This is a genomic window from Mycolicibacterium sp. SMGY-1XX (assembly GCF_059132455.1).
Map to the genome: position 1 here is coordinate 535,160 of NZ_CP101139.1, position 20,384 is coordinate 555,543.

The window sequence follows — 20,384 nt, forward strand, 5'->3', positions numbered from 1 at the left end:
CGTGCTGCTCGCGATCGACGTCCGCAACACCCACACCGTGGTCGGGTTGATCTCCGGTGCGGGTGATCATGCAAAAGTGGTGCAGCAGTGGAGGATTCGTACCGAGGCTGAGGTGACAGCCGATGAGCTGGCGCTGACCATCGACGGTCTGATCGGTGACGATTCCGACCGGCTGACCGGTGTGGTGAGCCTGTCCACGGTGCCCTCGGTGCTGCACGAGGTCCGGGTGATGCTCGACCAGTACTGGCCGTCGGTGACTCATGTGCTCATCGAGCCGGGCATCCGCACCGGGATACCGCTGCTGGTGGACAATCCCAAAGAAGTGGGGGCCGACCGGATCGTCAACTGCCTGGCCGCGTTCCACAAACATCAGGTGCCGGCGATCGTCGTCGACTTCGGCTCGTCGATCTGTGTGGATGTGGTGTCGGCCAAAGGTGAGTTCCTCGGCGGTGCCATCGCACCCGGCATCCAGGTGTCCTCCGACGCCGCGGCCGCCCGGTCGGCCGCGCTGCGCCGCGTGGAGCTCACCCGGCCGCGCTCGGTGGTGGGCAAGAACACCGTCGAATGCATGCAGGCCGGGGCCGTGTTCGGATTCGCCGGCCTGGTCGACGGCCTGATCAGCCGAATCCGCAGTGATGTCGACGGCTTCGCCGGTGACGACGTGGTGGTGGTGGCGACCGGACACACGGCGCCGTTGCTGCTGCCCGATCTGCGCGCCGAGGCGGTCTACGACCGTTACTTGACGCTGGACGGCCTGCGGCTGGTGTACGAACGCAACCGCGATCATCAGCGCAAGCTGCGCTCGGCCACCTAGGGCCGGGCTGCACAGACCTGATCAGAAGAAGGTTCGCACCAGCTCGGTGACGCGGCGGTCGGCGTCCAGCACCGGGATCATTGGCCACTTGTCGAAAGTGGTGCAGGGATGTGAGATCCCGAACTCCAGCCAGTCGCCCACCCGGACCGCCGACTCACCAGGCAGCGATATGAAGGCGTGCTGATCGTTGAGCGCGGTGACAGCGGCGCCGGCCAGATCCTTCGGTACGGGCAGGCCGGCGTCGAACGAGACGTCCCGGCGACCCATGCTGACCAGCGCCAGCTGCGGCTCCGGCCGCGACACCACCTGCGCCCACACACTCAGCGCGGGCCGGAGTCCGTGGTGTTGGTCCCTGGTCAGCGGTGACGTGCGCTGGTACAGCCCGTCGTCATGGGTGAGGTAGCAGCCGCTGCGCAGGACGGTGCGCACGTGGATTCCGGCGGGCCAGCCGGTGAGCATCTCGGCGACCAGATCAAAGTGTGTGCTGCCGCCGGCGGTCACCAGCAGCTCGTCTGCCTCCACCAGCGGCGCCAAGCGCACGACGGTGTCGCGCATCGACGACAGATACCGGCGGATGCCGTCCCGCGCGGATTCCGAGACGTCGTGTCCCAGGGCCGCCTCGTAGCCCGCGACGCCCGTCAGGCGCAGATGTCGGGCCGCGACCACGGCCCGGGCCACCGCATCGATGTCCTCGGCCGAGCGGGCGCCGGTGCGTCCGCCCGCTGCGCCCACTTCGACGCAGACCTCGAGTGGCCGGTGCAGGCCCGCGGCGTCCAGCTCGTCCTCCATGATCGCCACACCTGCCGTGGAATCCGCCCAGCACACCAGCCGGAATTCGGGATGGCTGTTCAGTTCGCCTGCCAGCCAACGCAATCCGGCGCGGTCGACCAGTTCGTTGGCCAACACCACGTCGCGCACGCCGAAGGCGCGAAACGTGCGCACCTGCCCGATGGTGGCCGCCGTGACCGCCACCGCGCCCGCGTCGAACTGCATCGCCAGCAACTGGGGAGACATGTGCGTCTTGCCGTGAGGGGCCAGCCGCACCCCGCGTTCGGTGCACCAGCGCGCCATGGTGGCCAGGTTGTGGGTCAACGCCGGACCGTTCAGCACGCAGACCGGGGAGAACGGTCCGGCGGCGAAGAGCTCGGGCCGTGCGGCGCAGATGTCGGCAGGTGTGCGTCCCGACCACGAAGCCGGCAACCCCTTGAGAAACGAGTCGACGGGTTCGGCGGCCAGCGCGGCCACGGCCGTGTGGTCGATCGCTGCTCTTGGTTCAACCTGCGAGCTCACGCGTTCAATTTAGGGTGCGGCGGTCATTTAAGCTCAGACGTCGTGAGCTCTGCCGATATCAACGCCGCCGAAGACGACCTCCCAGAACAGTTCCGCATCCGCCAGGCCAAGCGGGAACGGCTGCTCGAGGAAGGCAAGGACCCTTACCCGGTCGAGGTGCAGCGCACTCACACACTGGCGCAGATCCGCGCGGCCTACCCCGAACTGGCTGCCGACACCGAAACCGGTGAGATCGTCGGCATCGCGGGCCGGGTGGTGTTCGCGCGCAACTCCGGCAAGCTCTGCTTCGCCACCCTGCAGGACGGTGACGGCACCCACCTCCAGGTGATGATCAGCTTCAACAGCGTCGGGCAGGAATCCCTGGATGCGTGGAAGGCCGACGTCGACCTGGGCGACATCGTGTTCGTGCACGGTCAGGTGATCAGCTCCCGCCGCGGTGAACTCTCCGTGTTGGCCGATTCGTGGCACATGGCCTCCAAGGCGCTGCGACCGCTGCCCGTGGCGCACAAGGAGATGAATGAGGAATCCCGCGTGCGGCAACGTTATGTGGACCTCATCGTCCGCCCGCAGGCGCGCACCATTGCACGGCAACGAATCGCAGTTGTTCGGGCCGTGCGTTCGGCTTTGGAGCGCCGGGAATTCCTCGAAGTCGAGACGCCGATGTTGCAGACTTTGGCTGGTGGCGCGGCAGCCCGGCCGTTCATCACGCACTCCAATGCGCTCGATGCCGACCTGTACCTGCGTATCGCACCCGAACTGTTCTTGAAGCGTTGTGTCGTCGGCGGTCTGGACAAGGTGTTCGAGCTGAATCGCAACTTCCGAAACGAAGGTGCGGATTCAACACATTCACCGGAATTCTCGATGTTGGAGACATACCAGGCTTATGGCACATATGACGATTCCGCGCTGGTGACGCGCGAGGTTATTCAAGAAGTGGCAGACGAGGCGATCGGCACCAGGCAACTGCCTCAACCCGATGGGTCCGTCTACGATATCGACGGCGAGTGGGCCACGATTTCGATGTACCCGTCATTGTCGGAAGCGTTGGGCGAGGAGATCACCCCCGGAACCGATGCCGATGTCTTGTGGGGCATTTCGGAGCGGTTGGGCCTGGAGCTGCCGCGCGATCGGGGCTACGGCCATGGCAAGCTGGTCGAAGAGCTGTGGGAGCACACCGTCGGTGACCACTTGTGGGCGCCGACGTTCGTTCGTGATTTCCCGGTCGAGACAACACCGCTGACCCGCCAGCACCGCAGCATTCCGGGGGTCACGGAGAAATGGGATCTGTATGTACGCGGATTCGAGCTGGCGACCGGTTATTCGGAATTGATCGATCCGATCGTGCAGCGGGAGCGTTTCGCAGCTCAGGCGCGCGCGGCCGCCGCCGGAGATGACGAGGCGATGGCGCTCGACGAGGATTTCCTGGCGGCCATGGAATATGCGATGCCGCCGACCACGGGAACCGGAATGGGTATCGATCGCTTGTTGATGGCGTTAACAGGCTTGTCAATTCGGGAGACAGTTTTGTTCCCGATTGTCCGTCGTCACGGCTAGCACATGTGAAAGTCGCCTACCTGCGGCGCGGGTGTTTGGTAGATTGCTATGGCACATTGGATACTGATGGGTAGCTTGCCAATCCGGCACTCCCATGTGCGGGTCCACTTGTAGAAGGGTTCAGTGAGCGAATGGCGAAAAAAGTAACCGTCACCTTGGTCGATGATTTCGATGGTGAGGGTGCCGCCGACGAAACAGTCGAATTCGCGATCGACGGGGTGACGTACGAGATCGACCTTTCGAGTAAAAACGCCACGAAACTGCGCAATGACCTGAAGCCCTGGGTCGAAGCCAGCCGCCGGGTCGGCGGTCGTCGCCGGGGCCGGGCAGCCGCCGCCACCGGGCGTGGCCGGGCCGCAATCGACCGCGAGCAGAGCGCCGCCATCCGGGAGTGGGCCCGTCGCAACGGCCACAACGTCTCCACCCGCGGCCGCATCCCGGCTGACGTCATCGACGCCTTCCACGCCGCCACCTGACCTCATTCGGCGGCCATCGGGCCTTTTCGCTAGCGGCGAACCGCCAACACGCGACCACCGGAAACGAAACCGTATTTCTCTGCGTTGCTCTGATGCGTCCACACAGGGGGCCCCAAGGCGAGGCGTCTGGGGCGGCCGCCCATTACAGTGGACGTCAGGGTGCTGTGCACTTGCTGCTTCGGCGCCCGCCTAGTCAAGGAGAGCAGGTAAACACGGATGTTCGAGAGATTCACCGACCGTGCCCGTCGGGTCGTCGTCCTGGCTCAAGAAGAAGCCCGGATGCTGAACCACAACTACATCGGTACCGAGCACATCCTGTTGGGACTTATTCACGAGGGTGAGGGCGTAGCCGCCAAGTCGCTCGAGTCGCTGGGCATTTCCCTCGAGGGAGTGCGCAGCCAGGTCGAAGAGATCATCGGCCAAGGTCAGCAGGCGCCGTCCGGTCACATTCCGTTCACCCCCCGCGCCAAGAAGGTGCTCGAGCTGTCGCTGCGCGAAGCGCTGCAGCTCGGCCACAACTACATCGGCACCGAGCACATTCTGCTCGGCCTGATCCGTGAGGGTGAAGGTGTCGCAGCCCAGGTGCTGGTGAAACTCGGTGCCGAGCTCACCCGCGTGCGCCAGCAGGTCATCCAGCTGCTGAGCGGTTACCAGGGCAAGGAGACCGCCGAAGCGGGGACGGGCGGGAGAGGCGGGGAAACCGGCAATCCTTCTACGTCATTGGTCCTGGACCAGTTCGGCCGTAACCTCACCGCCGCCGCCATGGAAGGCAAGCTCGACCCGGTCATCGGCCGCGAGAAGGAAATCGAGCGCGTCATGCAGGTGCTGAGCCGGCGCACCAAGAACAACCCGGTGCTGATCGGCGAGCCCGGTGTCGGTAAGACCGCCGTCGTCGAGGGCCTGGCCCAGGCGATCGTGCACGGCGACGTGCCCGAGACGCTGAAGGACAAGCAGCTCTACACGCTCGACCTCGGCTCGCTGGTCGCCGGCAGCCGGTACCGCGGTGACTTCGAGGAGCGCCTGAAGAAGGTGCTCAAGGAGATCAACACCCGCGGCGACATCATCCTGTTCATCGACGAGCTGCACACGCTCGTGGGTGCAGGTGCCGCCGAGGGCGCCATCGACGCGGCCTCGATCCTGAAGCCGAAGCTGGCCCGCGGCGAGCTGCAGACCATCGGTGCCACCACCCTCGACGAGTACCGCAAGTACATCGAGAAGGACGCCGCTCTGGAGCGCCGGTTCCAGCCGGTCCAGGTGGGCGAGCCGACGGTCGAGCACACCATCTTGATCCTCAAGGGGCTGCGCGACCGCTACGAGGCGCACCACCGGGTGTCCATCACCGACGGTGCCATCGCCGCGGCGGCCACCCTGGCCGACCGCTACATCAACGACCGGTTCCTGCCGGACAAGGCGATCGACCTGATCGACGAGGCCGGTGCCCGGATGCGTATCCGCCGGATGACCGCTCCGCCAGACCTGCGTGAGTTCGACGAGAAGATCGCCGACGCGCGCCGGGAGAAGGAGTCCGCGATCGACGCGCAGGACTTCGAGAAGGCCGCGAACCTCCGCGACCGCGAGAAGCAGCTGGTCGCCCAGCGTGCTGAGCGCGAGAAGCAGTGGCGTTCCGGTGATCTCGACGTGGTTGCCGAGGTCGATGACGAGCAGATCGCCGAGGTGCTGGGCAACTGGACCGGTATCCCGGTGTTCAAGCTGACCGAGGAGGAGACCACCCGTCTCCTGCGCATGGAAGACGAGCTGCACAAGCGGATCATCGGCCAGGAGGATGCCGTCCGGGCCGTCTCCAAGGCGATCCGCCGTACCCGTGCCGGGTTGAAGGACCCGAAGCGCCCGTCCGGTTCGTTCATCTTCGCCGGCCCGTCCGGTGTCGGTAAGACCGAGCTGTCCAAGGCGCTGGCCAACTTCCTGTTCGGCGACGACGACGCGCTCATCCAGATCGACATGGGCGAGTTCCACGACCGCTTCACCGCGTCGCGGCTGTTCGGTGCCCCTCCCGGGTACGTCGGGTACGAAGAGGGCGGCCAGCTCACCGAGAAGGTGCGCCGCAAGCCGTTCTCGGTGGTGCTGTTCGACGAGATCGAGAAGGCGCACCAGGAGATCTACAACACCCTGTTGCAGGTCCTCGAGGACGGCCGCCTCACCGACGGTCAGGGTCGCACGGTCGACTTCAAGAACACCGTGCTGATCTTCACCTCGAACCTGGGTACCTCCGACATCTCGAAGGCGGTGGGCCTCGGCTTCTCCTCAGGTGGCGGCGAGAACAACTACGAGCGGATGAAGCTCAAGGTCAACGACGAGCTCAAGAAGCACTTCCGGCCTGAGTTCCTCAACCGTATCGACGACATCATCGTCTTCCACCAGCTGACTCAGGACGAGATCATCCGGATGGTCGACCTGATGATCGGCCGGGTCGGCAAGCAGTTGGCGGCCAAGGACATGACGATGGAGCTGACGCCGAACGCGAAGGCTCTGCTGGCCAAGCGTGGCTTCGATCCGGTGCTGGGTGCCCGTCCGCTGCGGCGCACCATCCAGCGCGAGATCGAGGACCAGCTGTCGGAGAAGATCCTCTTCGAAGAAGTGGGTCCCGGCCAGCTCGTCACCGTCGATGTCGAGAACTGGGACGGCCAGGGCGCCGGCGAGGACGCGCGGTTCACCTTCAGCGGTGCGCCGAAGTCGTCGGCGGAGCCCGATCTGGCGGCCACTGCCGCCGAGTAGCAAATCGGTCCTCGGACGGCCGGTCACCCATCACGGGTGACCGGCCGTTCGGCGTTGTGGGGCCGCTCAGGCCACCGGAGGCGGATCTGCGTGCTTAGATGCAGCTGTGATCGACGGAGCAGGGAAACCCGCAGCGTGACTCGTGAGTGAGGTCGTCAGGCTGACCCTGGTGTCCCATGCGATGACGGATGCAATGGCGTCCGGGCGGTTTCCCACCGACGAACCACTGAACTCCGTCGGTATGCGGCAGGTCGACGCCGCCGTTGATCTGGGGATGTTCGACGGCGCGATGTGCGGCCCCGAGAAGCGGGTCCGGCAAACCGCCGAACTGCTGGGTCTGCAACCACGAATCGAGCCGGACCTCGCCGATCTGGACTGCGGCCGCTGGCGCGGTGATTTTCTGGGCCGGGTCGATCCAGCCGAACTGGCGCTGTGGTTGACCGACGCCGCGGCCGCCCCGCACGGCGGCGAGACGGTGGTGCACCTGGTCAGCCGGGTGCGCCGGTGGATGGATTCGGTGACGTCCACCCGCGGACGGCTGATCGCAGTCACTCATCCCGCAGTGGTCCGGGCCGCGGTGCTCACCGTGCTCGACGCACCGCCGAAATCGTTCTGGCGTATCGACATCGCGCCGGCGAGCCGCACGGTGCTGCACTTCCGCGGCCACGCCTGGACGCTGCGGGTGATCTGAGAGCGGTCAGTTCTCCGGTTGCGGGATCATGGCGAACATCGGCTTGATCACCGACATCAGCCACCCCGCGGTGCCGGGCCCGTGGAAGCGGGTGAAGTTCGTCTGCAGGCTCACCACCCAGCCTTGGCCTGATTTGTCTTCGGCGTACCAGCTGAACGTCAGATCGCCAGGCAGATTGCCCGCCTTGGCGCCGATGTAGGGCCACTGCTGCCGATCCAGGTCGATGCCGGGAATCGCGGACATGATGTCGCGGACGGGTGCGGCAGCTCCGTGGGCCATGTGTTGCAACGCGGCGTGCACGCGGCAGATGTCTTCGGCGTTGCCGTACCACTCGGCGCCATAGGCCGAGGCCGGTGACGTCGTTCGGGTCATGTCGGGCTCGTACGGGCGCGACTTGGTGTCTTCGAGCATCTGCGCCCTGACCGCCGGGCTTGCCTGCTTCCACTGTTCGCGCACATCGGGTTTGCCCCAGCCGATCGAGAACAGTTCGTGCATGGTGGGGAACGGAGTCATGCTCGCCGGGTCGTGGTGTCCGGTGGCCACCAGGGCGCGTTCGACGGCTTCGTGCCCCACTCGCTCCATGAGCAGATCGGTGGCCATGTTGTCGCTGTTGGCGATCATCTTTTCGGCGAGTAGGCGCACCGGAACCCGTGAACCCGCGGGCAGCTTGTCGAATCCGGACGAGCCGACGGCCTTGGCCTCGGTGGTGATGGTCAGCTCTTCGTCCCACGACAGGGTGCCCGCGCGCGCCGCGTCGGCGACGGCGTACAACACATACATCTTGAAAATCGAAGCCAGCGGCAGGGATTCGCCGGTATTGCTGCCGGCGAGCTGCTCGCACCGGCCGTTGTCGACCTTCGACACCCGATAGGAGTACTTGCCACCGGTCTTGGACAGTGCCGCGTCCACGTCGTCCCACGAGTCGATCTCGGGCGGCTGGTTGGTCACCTTGAACCGGTCGAGCAGAGTGTCACTGTTGATCCGGAACTCGATGTCCTGCCGCCCGCCGTAGGACGTGACAAGTCGCAGAGTCGCTGTGCCCGCACCGAATTCGATACCGGCCAGGGTGTAAGGCCGGTCGTACCACATCGAATCCATGGTGAGCCAGACGTACTCCACCAGATCGGGCGCGGCGAGCGTCTTGGTGCCGTTGGGTCCGATGGGCCAATCGGAGTTGAGCATGTCCATGATCTGCTTGGCCCGAACCCCCTGCGGGGTGCCGGTGCTGATGTGGATACCCGTGTCGCCGGCGTTCGCCGAGGGGGTGGCGTTGGGTGGCGCGCATCCGTTGACCAGAGAGGTGGTCAGCGCAGCCGTGCACACCAGAGCGGTCAGGCGACCCAGGGGCCGCCTGAACCGGGTACTACTTGGTGCCGGCAACGTCCAGCACTACCTCGAACTCCAACAGAGATGCGCCGGTGGCCACCGGATTGCTCTGCTGACCCTTGTGCGCCTCGATCGCGGGTCCGGTGGCCCACGCCTGGAACGCCTCCTCGGACTCCCACTGCGTGACCACGAAATAGCGGTCCTCACCCTTGACGGGACGCAGGAGCTGGAACCCCAGGAAACCGGGCTGATTGTCGACCGCGTGCGCGCGGTGGGCGAACCGCTTCTCCAGCTCTGGGCCGGCGTCGGCGGGGACCTCGATTGCGTTGATCTTCACCACGGACATGGCGTTAGGCTACCGCTTCACCTATGCGTACCGAACCGATGCCATGACCGGCCCGCTGACGTACCAGGGCGGGCACGGAGATCCGCTGGTGCTGGTGCACGGGTTGATGGGGCGCGGCAGCACCTGGTTTCGCCAACTGCCATGGCTCACCAGTCTGGGCGCCGTCTACACCTACGACGCGCCTTGGCATCGGGGTCGCGGTGTCGATGATCCCCACCCGATCAGCACCGAGAGGTTCGTCGAGGACCTGGGGGAGGCCGTCACCGGTCTGGGTGCTCCCGCTGCTCTGATCGGCCACTCCATGGGCGCACTGCACAGCTGGTGTCTGGCAGCCGCGCGACCGGAATTGGTGACGGCTCTGGTCATCGAGGACATGGCCCCGGACTTCCGCGGCCGTACCACCGGCCCGTGGGAGCCCTGGCTGCTGGCCTTGCCGGTCGAGTTCGGTACCGAGCAGCAGGTCATCGACATCTTCGGCGCGGTGGCAGGGCGCTACTTCCTGGAGGCCTTCGACCGGACCGGCGCCGGATGGCGGTTGCACGGGCACGTCGAACGCTGGGTGCAGATCGCCGCCGAATGGGGCAGGCGGGACTACTGGGCGCAATGGCGTGCTGTTCAGGCGCCCGCGCTTCTGATCGAGGCGGGTAACTCCGTCGCGCCACCCGGGCAGATGCGCCAGATGTACGAGACCGGCCTCCGGACTGACCTGATCAGGTATCAGTTGGTTCCGGGGGCCGGTCATCTGGTCCATGACGATGCGCCGCAGGAATATCAGCATGCGGTTGAGGAGTTCTTAACGACGTTCCCCCAACGCGCCTGATTCCGGCCACGACGGGTGCTCTTCGAATCGGGTGCGCACCGCATCCAGGTCGTGGCTCAGTCGCCGCATGTCGGCGTCGTCTTCGAAGAGGCGGCCGATCATGGGTGCGCTGAACCGGAACTGGTCGAGGTTCCAGCGCAGGTGCCCTTCCCGGTGCGCGCGGCGGGCGACGGCTCCGATGAGTGCGAACGGAGCGAGCAGGACAGCTGTGAGAAGCAGGTAGGTGAGTGCAGTAGCCATGGCAGCAAGTTTGCGACGGTTCAAATCCGGCCAACAGTGGCAGAACTGACGAGGAAGACTAAAATACCGCCATGATCAAGAGTGTCTCAGCATTGGTGCTGGACGGTTTGGCGCCCTTCGAATTCGGCGTCATCTGCGAGGTGTTCGGGATCGACCGCTCTGCCCAGGGCGTCCCGAATTTCGATTTCAAGGTCTGCGGACCGCAAGCCGGTGTCCCGGTGCGCACCTCGGTGGGGGCCAGCCTGACGCCCGACCATGATTTCAGTGCCCTCCTCGGGGTGGACCTGGTGGCGATCCCCGCGATCGCCGCCTCCAACTATCCGCAGGAGGCTCTCGACGCGATACGGCAGGCCGCCGACACCGGGTCGATCGTCCTGACGGTGTGCTCGGGTGCGTTCGTCGCCGGCGCCGCGGGTCTGCTCGACGGTCGAGCGTGCACCACACACTGGATGCACACCGACGAATTGGCGCGGCTCTATCCCACCGCGAAGATCGACCGCAACGTGCTCTATGTCGATGACGGCAACCTGATCACCAGCGCCGGTACGGCAGCCGGCATCGATGCCTGTCTTCACCTGGTGCGCCGCGAAATCGGTAGCGCGGCAACCAACGCCATCGCGCGCCGGATGGTGGTGCCGCCGCAGCGCGACGGCGGGCAGCGGCAGTACATCGATCAGCCCATCCCGGCCAGTCACTCCGAAGGCTTTGCGCCTCAACTGGATTGGATCATGGCCAACCTGCAACACCCGCACACCGTCGCGTCACTGGCGGCGCGTGCGCACATGTCGGCCCGTACCTTCGCGCGGCGCTTCGTCGAAGAGACCGGCCGCACCCCGATGCAGTGGGTGACCGATCAGCGAGTGCTGTATGCGCGGCGGTTGCTCGAGGAGACGGGTCTGGACATCGACCGGATCGCCGACAAGGCCGGATTCGGCACCGCCACGCTGCTGCGGCACCACTTCCGCAGGGTCATCGGCATCACGCCGTCGGACTATCGACGCCGGTTCGCCTGCGAGGACTGCCAAGCCACGGCCTGAGCCCGCGACTCGGCCTCTCAGCCTTCGCCTGCCAGGGCGAAGCGGCCGTCCTCCGTCTGCTCCACCAGGCCGTCGATCAGCAGTGAGTCCAGCGCCCGGTCCCGTTGCGCGGTGTCGGTCAGCCAGGCCATGTCCAGCTGCGCGCGCGGCACCGGAGAATCGCTGGCCCGCAACACATCCAGCAGGCGACCACGCACCTGCCGGTCGGTACCGGCGTACTTCTGCACCCGCTTGGCCGGTGCGGTCGAGGGTGGGAAACCCGCTGCCCGCCAAGCGCATTGGGACAGCGGACACAGCCCGCACCGGGGGTTCCGAGCCGTGCACACCAAGGCGCCCAGCTCCATCAACCCCGCCGAGAAGCGGGGTGCGGTGTCATCGTCGGGAATCAGCGCAGCCACGTCGGCCTCATCGCGTCTGGCCGACGGGGAACCGGCGTCGGCCAGCCCGTGCACGGCGCGGGCCACCACCCTGCGCACGTTGGTGTCCACCACCGGGACCGACTGCTGATACGCGAAACAGGCGATCGCCCGGGCGGTGTAGCTCCCGACGCCCGGCAGTGACAGCAGGGTCTCCACGTCGTCGGGCACCACGTCGCCGTGTTCGGTGGCGATCACCGTCGCACATTCGTGCAGGCGTTTGGCGCGGCGCGGATATCCCAGCTTGCCCCACGCCCGCAGCACGTCCGCGGCGCCGGCAGCGGCCGTGGCCGACGGGGTGGGCCAGCGGGCGATCCAGTCCAGCCAGATGGGCTGCACACGGGCCACCGGCGTCTGCTGCAGCATGAACTCGCTGACCAGGATCTGCCAGGCACTGACCTCGGGCCGACGCCACGGCAGATCGCGTCGCTCGCGGTCGAACCAGGTCACCACTTCGGCGGCTTGGATGGTCATTGGGTGCGGCCCACACCGGCAAGGCACAATGACATCCATGCCGAACACCAGTCCTGTGACCGCATGGAAGGCACTCAGAGAGGGTAACGAGCGCTTTGTCGCCGGCGAACCCCAGCACCCCAGCCAGAGCATCGAGCACCGGGCCAGCCTGACCGAGGCCCAGAAGCCCACGGCCGTGGTGTTCGGGTGCGCCGACAGCCGGGTGGCCGCGGAGATCATCTTCGATCAGGGCCTCGGCGACATGTTCGTGGTGCGCACCGCGGGCCATGTCATCGACTCCGCGGTGCTCGGATCCATCGAATACGCCGTCACCGTGCTCAATGTGCCGCTCATCGTGGTCCTCGGCCACGACAGCTGCGGCGCGGTCAAAGCCACGCTGACCGCACTCGATGACGGGGCAGTGCCGGGAGGCTATATCCGTGACGTCGTGGAACGGGTCACCCCGTCGATCCTGCTCGGGCGCAAAGACGGCCTGGAGCGGGTGGACGAGTTCGAGGCCCGCCACGTCGTCGAGACCGGATCGCAGCTGGTAGATCGCTCAACCACCATCTCCAACGGGGTCAAGGACGGCACCCTGGCGATTGTGGGGCTCACCTATCACCTCGCCGACGGCAAGGTGGCGCTGCGCACTCACCTCGGCGACATCGGCGAATAGCACACCAGGACCGTTTCAGCCGCGTCGCGACACGCCGCGCCAGGTCGAACTGTCAGCGGTGACCTCGGCTTACCGTGAGTAAGTGCTGGAAACCGAACCCCATCGCCAACTCCCGCCGGAGATCTATCGCCGACGCCGGGCGTTGGCGATAGGCATCGCGGTTTTTGTCATCGTCGTCGTGGTGGCCATCGTGTTACTGGTGGTCAGAGGTGGTTCCAGTAGCGAACCGTCGACCACCACCGACGATCAGCCCAACACCGCGCAGGGACCGCTGGCGCCCACACCGACCCCTGAGGTCAAGACGCCGGTGGTGCCCCCGGCTGTTGATGCGCCGGCACCGACACCCACCCCCACGGTGGCCGTCGAGCCGCCGCCGGTGCTGCAAGAGGGTGACGACTGCCCGGACTCGACCCTGGCTGTCAAGGGCATCACCAGCCAACCGCGCTACACCATCGGTGATCAGCCGAAGTTCACCATGGTCGTCACGAACATCGGCCTGGTCGCCTGCCAGCGCGATGTCGGCGCGGCGGTCCTGGCCGCCTATGTGTACTCGCTGGACAACAAGCGGCTCTGGTCGAACCTGGACTGCGCGCCGTCCAACGAGACGCTGGTCAAGACGTTCGCCCCGGGTGAGCAGGTGACCACCGAGGTGACCTGGACCGGGATGGGTTCCGAGGCGCAGTGCCCGCTGCCGCGGCAGCCCATCGGGCCCGGTACGTACAACCTGGTGGTCCAGCTGGGCAACCTGAGATCGGCGACGGTGCCGTTCATTCTGGCGGATCCGAACGCTCCGCCGCCGCCCGGTGACGTGCCGCCTCCGGCGGGCGCCCTGCCGCCCGCGCCGGCCGGTCCGCCGCCTGGCCCGGTGGGCTGAGCACCCCGACCTGGCGCGTCGTCGACCGGCTGATCAAGCCAGTCGGTCGGCGATCGTCGACTCCGCCAGCTGCGACAGACCCTCCCTGACGTGGCGCGCCCACATGGCGCCGATCCCCTCCACCGACTGCAGATCGGTGGCGCTGGCTGCCAGCAGACCCTGCAGCGAGCCGAAGGTACGCACCAGCAGATCGACGTGGGCGAACTGCAGGCGCGGGATCCCGGCCATCGCGCGGTAGCCCCGGGCGGACAGCGCGGTGTCCTGCGCTTCGACCGTCGACGGGTAGCCGAACACCCGGGCCAGCGCGGTGAAGTCGAGCAGCTCGGTGTCGGAGAGACTGTCCAGTTCATCCAGTGTCCGGGCCACCTGGCTCTTCGACGGGGGCTCCGGATTGGCGTGATAGTCGCGCATGATCAGCTCGCGGGCGGTGTCATTTCCGCCGAGGAGTTCCTCGAGCTGGAGGCGAAGCTGCCGCCCGTCGGTACCCAGCTCCACGGCGTCGTTGTCGATCTCGATACCGATGCGCCGCACCATTTCGAGCCGCTGTACCACCGTCATCACGTCGCGCAATGTGACGAAGTCTTCGATCTCGGCGGTGGAGAGCTGCCTGCTGACCTCATCGAGGCGCGCTTTGTAGCGTTCGAGGGTGGCGATCGCCTGGTTGGCCCGTGACAGGATGGTCGCCGAATCGGCGACGACGTGGCGTTCGCCGGCGACGTACACCGTCACGATGCTCATCGAGTGGCTCACCGAGATCACCGGATAGCCGGTCTGGATGGCCGACCGTTCGGCAGATCGATGCCGGGTGCCCGATTCATCGGTGGGAATCGACGGGTCGGGCACCAGCTGGACGTTGGCGCGCATGATCCGGCTACCGTCGGTGGACAGCACCACGGCGCCGTCCATCTTCGACAGTTCGCGCAATCGGGTGGGCGCGTACCGGACGTCGATGGCGAAGCCACCGTCGCAGATGGACTCGACGCTGTCGTCGTAGCCGAGCACGATCAAGGCACCCGTGCGGCCCCGCAGGATGCGCTCCAAGCCGTCTCGCAGCGCGGTACCGGGCGCCAGGCGCCCCACCGTCTCGCGCAGTGTCGGCTTGTCAGTGGGCGTCACAGCCAGTCATTGTCCCCTGTGACCGCTTCGTTCCGACGACCGTCCACCACTTTCAGGTCCGGCCGCTTGCCCATTCGGACCTCCGGGGGTTTGCTGGCCGGCTGCACCGCAATGGTGAGCATCGCCTTCAGAGCCGCACTTATGGTGGCGACCTCCATGGTGTGCATGGTCTTGGGTCCCTGTTTGTTGGAGTTCACGGCGCCGGGAGGCACCAGCGCTCTGGTGAACCCGAGACGCGCGGCCTCGGCGAGCCGGCGATCCATCCCGGTGACACGCCGCAGGTCCCCGGCCAACCCCACCTCACCGATGACGACGGTGGAGGTGGGCAGGCACAGCTGGGCGTAGGACGTGGCCATCGCCAGTGCCACCGCCAGATCCGCTGACGGGTCGGTGAGCCGCATCCCGCCGACGGTCGACAGGTAGATGTCGTGCTTGCCGATAGACAGCCCGGCCCTGGCTTCGAGCACCGCGGCGATCATGGCGACCCGCGACTGGTCGATACCGCTGACGGCGCGCCGCGCCGAGGGCACTTCCTGCACCCCGATCAAGGCCTGGATCTCGCCGATCAACGGCCGCTTGCCGTCCAGCGCAACGGTGACAGCAGTGCCGGGAACCGGATCGGGCCGCTGGTCGAGGAACAACCCCGACGGGTCGGCCACGCCTTCGATTCCGTTCTCGTGCAACACGAAACAGCCCACTTCGTCGGCGGCGCCGAACCGGTTCTTGACACCCCGCACCAGCCGCAGCGCGGTGTTGCGGTCGCCCTCGAAATGCAGCACGACGTCGACGAGATGCTCCAACGACCGCGGGCCCGCGATGGCTCCGTCCTTGGTGACATGACCGACGAGGATGATCGCCACACCTGGCCCGGCCGTCGATTTGGCGTACCCGGTCAACGCCGTGGTGATGGCGCGCACCTGGGTGACGCCGCCTGTCACGCCGTCGGTGTCGGTGGTGGACAGGGTCTGCACCGAGTCGATGATCACCAGGGACGGTTTCACCTGATCGATGTGCGCGAGCACGGTGTGCAGGTCGGACTCGGCGGCCAGGTACACCTCGTCGTGAGTGCACCCGGTGCGCTCGGCGCGCATCCTGATCTGCCCCGCCGATTCCTCGCCGGAGACGTAGAGGGCGCGGCGGCCGGCCTCGGCCCAGCGGTGCACCACCTCGAGCAACAGGGTGGACTTGCCGACGCCGGGCTCGCCCGCCAGCAGGGTCACCGAGCCGGGGACGATGCCCCCGCCGAGCACCCGGTCGAGTTCGCTGACGCCGGTGTGAACGTGACGAGTGCGGGCGGGATCGATGGCGCTGATCGGTACCGCGGCAGAGGCGGGTGCGATGGCGCGGTGTGTGGAACCCCCGAGCGCACTGAGCACCGGAGCTTCGTCGACGGTGCCCCAGGTGCCGCATTCCGGGCAGCGGCCCACCCACTTGGCGGTGACATGCTGGCACTCGGAACAGCGGTACTGCGTGCGTGCTTTCGTGCCACCGGTTTTAGCCACGGCGTGACCGTAGCGGCCGGGTGTGACAGATCGTCACCGGACACGCACGAGCGGTGACGGGCTAGTGCCCTTCGCCGCTGTGTCCGCCGCCTTCGCCGCCCTGGCGGGGTGCGTTGCCCGCCGAGATCGGCACGTCGAGCACCTTGTCGCCGGCCCGCTCGAAGGTGAAGGTGAACGGGTAGGTGAGGCCGTTGCTGATCGGCTCCGACAACGCGACGGTGGCCTCGGCTCCATCGGCGGCCTCGGGCACCGCGGCCAGTTCTTCGACTCCGTCGGGGACGCCGACTTCGAGCAGCCCGTTGGCCGGCAGTTCGGTATTGCCCGTCAAGGTCACGGTGCCGACCTCGGAGGTGATGCGCACCAGACGGTCGGGGGTGTCGGGGGACTGGTTGGTGGCGCTGAAGATCAGGTCGACATCGGTGCCGGGCTCGAGCGCATCCGAGGTCTGGACGGCTTGGATGTGGACGTTGCGCAGCACCACGTTCTCGACGACGCCGCCGGTCCCGTTGACCGCGGGCTCCTGCGTGGCCACCTGCGAGATCTGGCCGGCTCCGCAACCCACCAGGACGGCGGTTGCGCTCGCCGCCAACAGGGAGATCCCGAAGGTCTTCTTGATGGGGTTGTCCATCGGCACTGAGAGCCTCCTGTGAGCGGCCGCCTTGATTCGACTATGCAGAGTAGTAGGTGCCGCACAGGCGCGGTACCCAAGGGTTGCCGGAAGCACATCAAGATCACCTGATCGGGGGCGGCGCCGGCATTGCTGGGCTGCTCCGGGGCGGGGTCAGAGGCGGCCCGGCTTGCACGCTTTTCGGCCCCTGTCAACCCCCTGCGGCGGCGGTTGTGGCCCCTGACCTGCGCAGTTGGAACACGCGAGTTTCGCTCCCGTGCTATCCTGAACTAGCGAAAGGGGCTCGAAACTGATGATTTTTAAGGTCGGAGACACCGTTGTCTATCCACATCACGGTGCTGCATTGATCGAAGCGATCGAAACCCGGACCATCAAGGGCGAGCAGAAGGAATACCTCGTTCTGAAGGTTGCCCAGGGCGATCTGACCGTTCGTGTTCCCGCTGAGAACGCCGAGTATGTCGGCGTCCGTGATGTTGTTGGGCAAGAGGGCCTGGACAAGGTCTTCCAGGTGCTGCGGGCGCCTCACACCGAGGAGCCGACCAACTGGTCGCGCCGGTACAAGGCCAACCTCGAGAAGCTGGCTTCTGGAGACGTCAACAAGGTCGCGGAGGTTGTCCGGGATCTGTGGCGTCGCGATCAGGAGCGCGGTCTGTCCGCCGGCGAGAAGCGGATGCTGGCCAAGGCCCGTCAGATCCTGGTGGGCGAACTCGCGCTCGCCGAGAACACCGATGACGCCAAGGCGGAGACCATCCTCGACGAGGTGCTGGCCGCCGCGTCCTGAGCGACGGTGTCCTGACGGACATGCGCACTGTCGCGATAGTGCCGGCCGCCGGTTCCGGTGAACGGCTGGCCGCCGGCGTTCCGAAAGCGTTCGTTCATCTGGGTGGCCTCACCCTGATCGAGCGTGCCATTGCCGGATTACGTGAATCCGGCGTGGTCGATGGCGTGGTGGTCGCAGTGCCACCCGCCAGGACCGACGAGGCGTCGCTGATGCTCGGTGATCCCGAATACCAGGTCACCGTGGTCAGCGGCGGTGCCGACCGCACCGAATCGGTGCGGGCCGCGCTGGAAGCGGCCGGCGACGCCGAATTCATCCTGGTACACGACGCCGCCAGGCCGTTGACCCCACCGACGCTGATCGCGCGGGTAGTCGAGGCATTGCGGGACGGCCACACCGCGGTTGTTCCTGCGTTGCCGCTGGCGGACACCATCAAGGCAGTGGACGCCAACGGCGTCGTACTGGGAACCCCCGAACGCGCCGGGCTGCGGGCCGTTCAAACTCCCCAGGGGTTCACCACCGAGGTACTCAAGCGCGCCTACGGGCGCACCGGGCTGTTCACCGACGACGCCTCCATGGTGGAGAGCATCGGCGGCCAGGTACAGACAGTCCCGGGCGACCCCATGGCTTTCAAGATCACCACTCCGATGGATCTGGTGCTGGCCGAAGCGGTCCTGACGCGGGCCGGCGCCCTGTGACGATCCCCAGGGTCGGTCTGGGCACCGACGTCCACCCGATCGAGCCCGGACGGCCCTGCTGGCTGCTGGGCCTGCAATTCGACGGCGCCGACGGCTGCGCGGGGCACTCGGATGGCGATGTGGCCGCGCACGCGCTCTGCGATGCGCTGCTGTCGGCGGCCGGGCTCGGTGACATCGGCGGGGTGTTCGGTGTCGACGACCCCCGGTGGGCCGGAGTGACGGGCGCCGACATGCTGCGCCATGTCCGCGCCCTGCTGACCGACAACGGCTACCGGATCGGCAATGCAGCGGTGCAGGTGATCGCCAACCGGCCGAAGGTCGGACCGCGCCGCGAGGAGGCGCAGCAGCTGCTGTCGGGCCTGCTCGACGCGCCGGTTTCGGTGTCGGCGACCACCACCGACGGGCTGGGCCTGACCGGTCGCGGCGAGGGCTTGGCCGCCATCGCGACGGCTCTGATCTTGCCGATGACCGTCGGGGCCTGATCGGCCGGTAAGCTGGCACGTCGTGACCGGCCTGCGACTCCACGACACCATGACAGGTGAAGTGCGTGATTTCGTCCCGGTGCGCGACGGTCACGTGTCCATCTACTTGTGCGGGGCCACCGTTCAGGGCCTGCCCCATATCGGGCATGTCCGCAGCGGGGTGGCTTTCGACGTGCTGCGCCGCTGGCTGACGGCCAAGGGCTTCGACGTCGCCTTCATCCGCAATGTCACCGACATCGACGACAAGATCCTCAGCAAGGCCGCCGCCGCAGGCCGGCCGTGGTGGGAATGGGCCGCCACCCATGAGCGGGCCTTCTCCGCGGCGTACGACGCGCTGGGCGTGCTTCCGCCGTCGGCCGAGCCCCGCGCCACCGGGCACATCACCCAGATTGTGGAGTTGATCGAGCGGCTGATCGACGGCGGGCACGCCTACACCGGAGGCGGCGACGTCTACTTCAACGTGCTGAGCTATCCGGAGTACGGCGCGCTGTCCGGGCACCGCATCGACGACGTGCACCAGGGCGAGGGTGTGGCCACCGGGAAACGCGATCAGCGCGACTTCACCCTGTGGAAGGGCGCCAAGCCGGGTGAGCCGGCATGGCCGACGCCGTGGGGTCGTGGCCGGCCCGGCTGGCATTCCGAATGCGTGGCGATGGCCCACGAGTATCTGGGTGCGGAGTTCGACATCCATTGCGGTGGCATGGATCTAGTGTTCCCACATCACGAGAACGAGATCGCCCAGGCGCGCGCTGTCGGCGACGGGTTCGCCCGGTACTGGCTGCACAACGGCTGGGTCACCATGGGCGGCGAGAAGATGAGCAAGTCGTTGGGCAACGTGTTGTCCATTCCGGCTGTGCTGCAACGGGTTCGGCCCGCCGAGCTGCGCTACTACCTGGGCAGTGCGCATTACCGCTCCATGCTGGAGTTCACCGAGGTGGCCTTGCAGGACGCGGTGAAGGCCTACACCGGGATCGAGGACTTCCTGCACCGGGTGCGTACCCGGGTGGGCGCTGTGGTTCCCGGTACCTGGACCGAGAAGTTCGCCGCCGCCCTCGATGACGATCTGGCCGTGCCGATGGCCTTGGCCGAGGTGCACAGCACCCGCGCCGACGGTAACCGCGCGCTGGATTCCGGCGATCACGACGGCGCCATGGCTGCCGCGAAGTCCATCCGCGCCATGATGGGGATCCTGGGCTGTGACCCCCTCGACGAGCGCTGGGAACTGCGTGATGAGACCTCCGCGGCGCTGGCCGCAGTGGATGTGATGGTCCAGTGGGCCCTGCACAGCAGGCAGGAGGCGCGCGCCGCACGTGACTGGGCCGCCGCCGACCAGATCCGCGACCGCCTCAAAGAAGCCGGTATCGACGTCACCGACACCGCCGACGGCCCGCAGTGGGAGTTGTTGGACAGCAACCGGAAAGAAGAGGTCTAGTC

Annotated in this window: 21 protein-coding genes; 13 read left to right on the forward strand and 8 right to left on the reverse strand. The window is 66.8% G+C overall.

What is annotated here, in order from left to right; translation table 11 throughout:
• Position 1 precedes the first annotated feature (1 nt).
• The gene (locus NL241_RS02620; protein WP_494396686.1) at positions 2–814 is read left to right on the forward strand and encodes a type III pantothenate kinase; all 813 of its coding nucleotides are present in this window, start codon (positions 2–4) and stop codon (positions 812–814) included.
• 21 nt (positions 815–835) lie between these two features.
• Here the strand turns inward: NL241_RS02620 and NL241_RS02625 are convergent, their stop codons facing one another.
• A complete protein-coding gene (locus tag NL241_RS02625; RefSeq protein WP_494396687.1) occupies positions 836–2,104 on the reverse strand; it encodes a type III PLP-dependent enzyme domain-containing protein in 1,269 nt (422 codons plus the stop codon).
• Positions 2,105–2,161: 57 nt separating this feature from the next.
• On the opposite strand from NL241_RS02625, the gene lysS reads away from it, so the two are divergent.
• The 4 genes from lysS (at position 2,162) to NL241_RS02645 (ending at position 7,558) form a co-directional block, all read left to right on the forward strand.
• Positions 2,162–3,658: a lysine--tRNA ligase gene (gene lysS, locus NL241_RS02630; protein WP_487696071.1), complete on the forward strand. Its 1,497-nt coding sequence runs from the start codon at positions 2,162–2,164 to the stop codon at positions 3,656–3,658.
• Positions 3,659–3,789: 131 nt separating this feature from the next.
• On the forward strand, positions 3,790–4,134 hold the full coding sequence (gene lsr2, locus NL241_RS02635; RefSeq protein ID WP_487696063.1) for a histone-like nucleoid-structuring protein Lsr2: 345 nt from the start codon (positions 3,790–3,792) through the stop codon (positions 4,132–4,134).
• 216 nt (positions 4,135–4,350) lie between these two features.
• Positions 4,351–6,867: an ATP-dependent protease ATP-binding subunit ClpC gene (gene clpC1 / locus NL241_RS02640; RefSeq protein ID WP_487696062.1), complete on the forward strand. Its 2,517-nt coding sequence runs from the start codon at positions 4,351–4,353 to the stop codon at positions 6,865–6,867.
• Between the two features lie 142 nt (positions 6,868–7,009).
• A complete protein-coding gene (locus tag NL241_RS02645; protein ID WP_494396688.1) occupies positions 7,010–7,558 on the forward strand; it encodes a histidine phosphatase family protein in 549 nt (182 codons plus the stop codon).
• Positions 7,559–7,564: 6 nt separating this feature from the next.
• On the opposite strand, the gene NL241_RS02650 is transcribed toward NL241_RS02645, so the two are convergent.
• The gene (locus NL241_RS02650) at positions 7,565–8,938 is read right to left on the reverse strand and encodes a serine hydrolase (RefSeq protein WP_494396689.1); all 1,374 of its coding nucleotides are present in this window, start codon (positions 8,936–8,938) and stop codon (positions 7,565–7,567) included.
• A complete protein-coding gene (gene mhuD / locus NL241_RS02655) occupies positions 8,922–9,230 on the reverse strand; it encodes a mycobilin-forming heme oxygenase MhuD (RefSeq protein WP_487696047.1) in 309 nt (102 codons plus the stop codon). Before mhuD ends, NL241_RS02650 begins: the two co-directional genes overlap by 17 nt.
• Before the next feature lie 43 nt (positions 9,231–9,273).
• Between mhuD and NL241_RS02660 the strand changes: the two genes are divergently transcribed.
• The gene (locus NL241_RS02660; protein ID WP_494398228.1) at positions 9,274–10,050 is read left to right on the forward strand and encodes an alpha/beta fold hydrolase; all 777 of its coding nucleotides are present in this window, start codon (positions 9,274–9,276) and stop codon (positions 10,048–10,050) included.
• Here NL241_RS02660 and NL241_RS02665 read toward each other — a convergent pair.
• A complete protein-coding gene (locus NL241_RS02665; RefSeq protein WP_487696046.1) occupies positions 10,024–10,290 on the reverse strand; it encodes a hypothetical protein in 267 nt (88 codons plus the stop codon). The genes NL241_RS02660 and NL241_RS02665 overlap by 27 nt on opposite strands.
• A gap of 71 nt (positions 10,291–10,361) precedes the next feature.
• Between NL241_RS02665 and NL241_RS02670 the strand changes: the two genes are divergently transcribed.
• Positions 10,362–11,327 (forward strand): GlxA family transcriptional regulator, encoded by a 966-nt coding sequence (locus NL241_RS02670; protein ID WP_487696045.1) that lies wholly within the window; start codon positions 10,362–10,364, stop codon positions 11,325–11,327.
• A 17-nt stretch (positions 11,328–11,344) separates the two neighbouring features.
• Here the strand turns inward: NL241_RS02670 and NL241_RS02675 are convergent, their stop codons facing one another.
• A complete protein-coding gene (locus NL241_RS02675; protein WP_487696044.1) occupies positions 11,345–12,217 on the reverse strand; it encodes an iron-sulfur binding domain-containing protein in 873 nt (290 codons plus the stop codon).
• 37 nt (positions 12,218–12,254) lie between these two features.
• Between NL241_RS02675 and NL241_RS02680 the strand changes: the two genes are divergently transcribed.
• Together NL241_RS02680 and NL241_RS02685 are read left to right on the forward strand one after the other, a co-directional pair.
• Complete coding sequence (locus NL241_RS02680) at positions 12,255–12,872, forward strand: carbonic anhydrase (protein ID WP_487696043.1); 618 nt, start codon at positions 12,255–12,257, stop codon at positions 12,870–12,872.
• An 82-nt stretch (positions 12,873–12,954) separates the two neighbouring features.
• Positions 12,955–13,746 carry a hypothetical protein gene (locus NL241_RS02685; RefSeq protein ID WP_494396690.1) on the forward strand — a complete coding sequence of 264 codons (792 nt, stop codon included), beginning with the start codon at positions 12,955–12,957 and terminating at the stop codon, positions 13,744–13,746.
• 33 nt (positions 13,747–13,779) lie between these two features.
• Here the strand turns inward: NL241_RS02685 and disA are convergent, their stop codons facing one another.
• The 3 genes from disA to NL241_RS02700 form a co-directional block, all read right to left on the reverse strand.
• A complete protein-coding gene (gene disA, locus NL241_RS02690) occupies positions 13,780–14,862 on the reverse strand; it encodes a DNA integrity scanning diadenylate cyclase DisA (RefSeq protein ID WP_487696041.1) in 1,083 nt (360 codons plus the stop codon).
• On the reverse strand, positions 14,859–16,364 hold the full coding sequence (gene radA, locus NL241_RS02695; protein ID WP_494396691.1) for a DNA repair protein RadA: 1,506 nt from the start codon (positions 16,362–16,364) through the stop codon (positions 14,859–14,861). Before radA ends, disA begins: the two co-directional genes overlap by 4 nt.
• Before the next feature lie 61 nt (positions 16,365–16,425).
• Positions 16,426–16,992 carry a copper chaperone PCu(A)C domain-containing protein gene (locus tag NL241_RS02700; RefSeq protein WP_487696039.1) on the reverse strand — a complete coding sequence of 189 codons (567 nt, stop codon included), beginning with the start codon at positions 16,990–16,992 and terminating at the stop codon, positions 16,426–16,428.
• 292 nt (positions 16,993–17,284) lie between these two features.
• On the opposite strand from NL241_RS02700, the gene carD reads away from it, so the two are divergent.
• Genes carD through cysS form a run of 4 tightly spaced genes read left to right on the forward strand, consistent with a single transcriptional unit; the run spans position 17,285 to position 20,382 of the window.
• Positions 17,285–17,773, forward strand: coding sequence for an RNA polymerase-binding transcription factor CarD (gene carD / locus NL241_RS02705; protein ID WP_003921720.1), 489 nt, complete (start codon positions 17,285–17,287; stop codon positions 17,771–17,773).
• A gap of 20 nt (positions 17,774–17,793) precedes the next feature.
• Complete coding sequence (gene ispD, locus NL241_RS02710) at positions 17,794–18,468, forward strand: 2-C-methyl-D-erythritol 4-phosphate cytidylyltransferase (RefSeq protein WP_494396692.1); 675 nt, start codon at positions 17,794–17,796, stop codon at positions 18,466–18,468.
• Positions 18,465–18,950, forward strand: coding sequence for a 2-C-methyl-D-erythritol 2,4-cyclodiphosphate synthase (ispF, locus tag NL241_RS02715; protein ID WP_487696037.1), 486 nt, complete (start codon positions 18,465–18,467; stop codon positions 18,948–18,950). The genes ispD and ispF overlap by 4 nt, the downstream gene beginning before the upstream one ends.
• A gap of 22 nt (positions 18,951–18,972) precedes the next feature.
• Positions 18,973–20,382 carry a cysteine--tRNA ligase gene (gene cysS, locus NL241_RS02720; protein ID WP_494396693.1) on the forward strand — a complete coding sequence of 470 codons (1,410 nt, stop codon included), beginning with the start codon at positions 18,973–18,975 and terminating at the stop codon, positions 20,380–20,382.
• Positions 20,383–20,384: the final 2 nt, after the last annotated feature.

Excerpts from the sequence above, each read along its gene's own strand:
- NL241_RS02700 (WP_487696039.1), bottom strand. The coding sequence starts at position 16,992 with ATGGACAACCCCATCAAGAAGACCTTCGGGATCTCCCTGTTGGCGGCG.
- carD (WP_003921720.1), top strand. The coding sequence starts at position 17,285 with ATGATTTTTAAGGTCGGAGACACCGTTGTCTATCCACATCACGGTGCT.
- ispD (WP_494396692.1), top strand. The coding sequence starts at position 17,794 with ATGCGCACTGTCGCGATAGTGCCGGCCGCCGGTTCCGGTGAACGGCTG.
- lsr2 (WP_487696063.1), top strand. The coding sequence starts at position 3,790 with ATGGCGAAAAAAGTAACCGTCACCTTGGTCGATGATTTCGATGGTGAG.
- NL241_RS02680 (WP_487696043.1), top strand. The coding sequence starts at position 12,255 with ATGCCGAACACCAGTCCTGTGACCGCATGGAAGGCACTCAGAGAGGGT.
- clpC1 (WP_487696062.1), top strand. The coding sequence starts at position 4,351 with ATGTTCGAGAGATTCACCGACCGTGCCCGTCGGGTCGTCGTCCTGGCT.
- mhuD (WP_487696047.1), bottom strand. The coding sequence starts at position 9,230 with ATGTCCGTGGTGAAGATCAACGCAATCGAGGTCCCCGCCGACGCCGGC.
- NL241_RS02665 (WP_487696046.1), bottom strand. The coding sequence starts at position 10,290 with ATGGCTACTGCACTCACCTACCTGCTTCTCACAGCTGTCCTGCTCGCT.
- NL241_RS02675 (WP_487696044.1), bottom strand. The coding sequence starts at position 12,217 with ATGACCATCCAAGCCGCCGAAGTGGTGACCTGGTTCGACCGCGAGCGA.
- NL241_RS02670 (WP_487696045.1), top strand. The coding sequence starts at position 10,362 with ATGATCAAGAGTGTCTCAGCATTGGTGCTGGACGGTTTGGCGCCCTTC.
- NL241_RS02660 (WP_494398228.1), top strand. The coding sequence starts at position 9,274 with ATGACCGGCCCGCTGACGTACCAGGGCGGGCACGGAGATCCGCTGGTG.